This window comes from Candidatus Schekmanbacteria bacterium (assembly GCA_003695725.1).
Lineage (GTDB): Bacteria > Schekmanbacteria > GWA2-38-11 > GWA2-38-11 > J061 > J061.
Window position 1 is genome coordinate 1 of sequence record RFHX01000163.1, and the last position, 3,697, is coordinate 3,697.

Below are 3,697 nucleotides of genomic sequence, written 5' to 3' on the forward strand. Positions count from 1 at the left end.
ATACTTTATAATCTGAAAGGTGATAGAAAAAAAGCGATAGAAGAAGCAGAGATCGCCTTAAAAAATGCACCAAGATCATCAAGATTCCAATTAGAAGAATTCATCAAAAGGATTCGAGATTAAGATTTAAGCCGATTATTCTTTGAATAAATCCATTCAAAATAAAAAATCATTACAGCAATTATTAACAGAGTCGCAAAAAATATCGAATATCCAACAACACCGGGAAAATTAAAAATCGCTATACTCAATATTCCAAAGAAAGCTGATAGGCAATAAACAGAAAGAGCTACCTGTTTATGTGATAAGCCCAAAAGGCATAGCCGGTGTGTTGAATGGTCTGTGCCCGGAGTAGTAAAAGGATTAACGCCCCTCCTTAATCTTGATATTGTTACAAGCGTTGTATCCATTATAGGATAAGCCAAGATAACGATAGGAATCATCCATGTATAGATATAGGGAATTCTAGGGAATCTCAATTTGATACCTAAAACAGACAAAATAAATCCTAAGAAGAGTGCCCCTGTATCTCCCATAAAGATTCTTGCAGGATTCAAATTGTATTTTAAAAAACCAAGACAAACACCTACAATAGCTGCAGAAAGTGAAGCTACGAGATATTGGCCGTTCAAAGTGGACAGCACAAAGAAAAAAAGTGAAGATATTGCGGAAACTCCCCCTGCAATGCCATCCATGTTGTCAAGAAGATTGATTGAATTTGTAATTCCAATGACCCAAAGCATCGTCACGAATATATTTAAAATGTCGTTTCGGAAAATTTCAACTTTGATTCCTGTTGCTATCAGGATTACAACCGGAATGACTTGCCCAAAAAATTTAAATGAAGCTGAAATTTCACGCCAATCATCATAAAGTCCGAAAAAAGAAATAATTGTAGCACCGACGATGATACCTATAAGCTGATGAATTCGAAATTGCTTTCCAAAAATTAAAAGGGCAAGAAAGAAGGAAATATAAATTGCCGCTCCACCTAAAAGAGGGATGGCTTTTTTGCTTAATCTATCCGATGAGGGTGCATTGATAATGCCTGTTTTATGACCTAATCTTTCAGCAATAGGCATTAAAGCAAGTGAAAAAATAAGCGCAAATGAGAATATAAGCAAAAGATAAATCATATTAGGCAAGTTTTTTTAAAGGGACTGCCCTAAACCATTCAATTGTTTTCTGTAATCCTTCCTCTAAGGAAATTTTACATTCAAAATTAAGCTCTTCACGCGCTTTTCTCATATCAGCACAGCGAAGGTCTATATCTTCAAAATTTTTGCCATATTCTTCGTCAGGGGGAATTAGTTTAATAGGGGAAGATGACGATACCATATCTCTTATTTTTTCAGCAAGGTCAAAAATCTTTATTTTGTTGTTTCCGCCAATATTATATATCTTACCTACTGAATTTTCTGACATTCCAGCAAGCATCGTGCCCCGTGCAATGTCCTTCACATAACTGAATGCTCTTATCTGGCTGCCGTCTCCAAAAACTGTTATAGGCAGATTGTTAATTGCCTGGACAGTAAATTTCGCCACTACACTGCCATAACCATCAGGTTTTGATTTAGGTCCATAGGCATTGAAATACCTTACAACAGTTGCGGCTAATCCTTTCTTGCTCAATCCAATAGCCAAGTGTTCACCAAGGGCTTTTGAAACAGCATAGGACCATCTTGGAACATAAGAAGGACCTAAAACCATATCTCCCTCTTCGGAAAAGGGTATCATTTTACTTTTACCATAAACTTCAGAGGATGAAGTAAAAACTACCCTTTTTTTATGCAAATGGCATAATCTCAATACCTTTTCCGTTCCCCCATAATTAACATAGATACCGCGTACCGGATTGTCCACTACATGTTTTACGCCAACGACAGCAGCTAAATGAAAAACTATATCAGATTTTGAAATCAAGTCGTCTAAAAGGCTTTCTTCAAGTATATCGCCTTGGACAAATTTTATTAAGCCATTTTCCAAAAATTCTTTTAGATTTTCTGTAGAGCCGATTGATAAATCATCTATTACGGTTACATTGTGCCCCTTTTCGAGAAGAACTTCACATAAATGGGACCCAATGAACCCTGCCCCCCCTGTTACTAAACAATTCAATTTTTAATCTCCATAAAAAAATTCATTCAATTATACTTTGAACTATTTTTTTATCAATGTATTTTAAAGCGAATGATAAAGGTCGATTATTCTTTTCGTCATAATTTCGAGTGAAAAATTGGAAGAAACCCGTTCATAGGCATTTTTACCGAATTCTTTCATCAATTTTTCATTTTTGAGAAGTTTTTCAACTGCTCTTACGATAGCATCAGAATCAGCAGGCTCAACTACAAGTCCTGTTTTGTTGTTTATGTTCACATAGGATGTTCCTGTATGTAATTCTGTTGATATTATTGGTTTTTCTGCTGCCATTGCTTCTAATAGGACAGTGCCGAATGCTTCGCTCTTTTCCGTTGACGGAAGAATGAAAATATCACAAGCTCTGTAATAATCAGGAAGGTCTTTATAGTCGATGTCTCCTGTGAAATGAATTTTCTTCAAAAGATTTAGTTCCTTTGCCAATTCTTTCAATTCCTTTTCTTTGGGTCCTGAGCCGACTATTACGAGCGATGCATCGATTTTGTTCATTGCTTTTATCAAATAAGGCAGTCCTTTGTAATAGCGCAGCTTTCCAACAAAAAGCAGGAGTGGGGTTCCATATTTATTGCGAATCTCTTTGCTTTTTTCCGTTTCTCCTCCTTTAAAGTCATCTAAATCTATTCCCAACGGGATTACTTTGCATTTATCTTTGAATTTTGAAAGGATTGGTGACTGTTTTATATAGTTGTCGCTCGTTGCAATAATAACATCTGTTTTTTGAAGTACTTTGTTGAGAATTGGACGATAAAAGAATGCAATATATTTCTGCTTTACAATATCACTGTGATAGGTAATCACTGTTTTTGCTTTTATCCCTGAAAAGAGATATGCGGTTTCTCCAACAGGATAGGGAAAATGCATATGGACGATATCCGGTTTTTCCTTTTTAAGTTTGAAGGGGAGAGTTATACTCAATGGCGTTGAAGCGACTGTTGCAAAGCGTGAAGCTTTGATTATTGTTACCCCATTGATTGTTTCGATTTTACTGCTTTTCTTCTGATTTGTAACAAGTACTCTGACATTGTGTCCTAATTTTGCCTGTGACTCAGCCAACATCTTTATGTGGTTTTCAATGCCGCCTAAAACAGGATAGTAATCTTTATAAATGTGAAGTATTTCCATTTTCTTTTTTGAATCTAAAAATTTTCAGGATAAGTTTATACTTATATGATTGGCGTTTTAAAAGAAATTCTTTTATCATCAAATAGGTAGGGTCAATTTTCACATATTTTTCTTCTTCATAAAGCAGATAGCCTAATTCATACAATTTTTTTGCAGGGTCATCAGAAAACAATCTTTTTGTTCTGTCACGCCCAAGATAAGCAATAATTACATATTCGGGGAGATTTTTAGAAATTTCTTTTAGGGCATTGAAACGGTTTCTGTATGAAAAAACTTTTAATTCTTTTTTCCTTCGATTCAGATATTCAGGAATGAGAGTATCTGTTGGAGCTATAACAAAATTATTGCTGTTGCCAAAGTTTTTTGAAATGAATGAAGAGATCTCCTTTGATGGAATAGCATAGATGGGATTTAGAAA

General features: G+C 35.1%; 4 protein-coding genes. All 4 read right to left on the reverse strand.

Annotated features, from left to right (window positions below):
- Positions 1-119: 119 nt before the first annotated feature.
- Positions 120-1,136 (reverse strand): undecaprenyl/decaprenyl-phosphate alpha-N-acetylglucosaminyl 1-phosphate transferase, encoded by a 1,017-nt coding sequence (locus tag D6734_06560; GenBank protein RMF94983.1) that lies wholly within the window; start codon positions 1,134-1,136, stop codon positions 120-122.
- Position 1,137: 1 nt separating this feature from the next.
- Positions 1,138-2,118: an NAD-dependent epimerase/dehydratase family protein gene (locus tag D6734_06565; protein RMF94984.1), complete on the reverse strand. Its 981-nt coding sequence runs from the start codon at positions 2,116-2,118 to the stop codon at positions 1,138-1,140.
- Positions 2,119-2,181: 63 nt separating this feature from the next.
- Positions 2,182-3,279, reverse strand: a complete 1,098-nt coding sequence (locus tag D6734_06570) for a glycosyltransferase (protein RMF94985.1) — start codon at positions 3,277-3,279, stop codon at positions 2,182-2,184.
- The coding region (locus tag D6734_06575; protein ID RMF94986.1) for a hypothetical protein at positions 3,257-3,697 on the reverse strand (441 nt) is incomplete at its 5' end. The genes D6734_06570 and D6734_06575, both read right to left, overlap by 23 nt.

What these genes read in the sequence shown, in the direction of transcription:
- D6734_06570 (RMF94985.1), bottom strand. Translation starts at nt 3,279, where the DNA reads ATGGAAATACTTCACATTTATAAAGATTACTATCCTGTTTTAGGCGGC.
- D6734_06560 (RMF94983.1), bottom strand. Translation starts at nt 1,136, where the DNA reads ATGATTTATCTTTTGCTTATATTCTCATTTGCGCTTATTTTTTCACTT.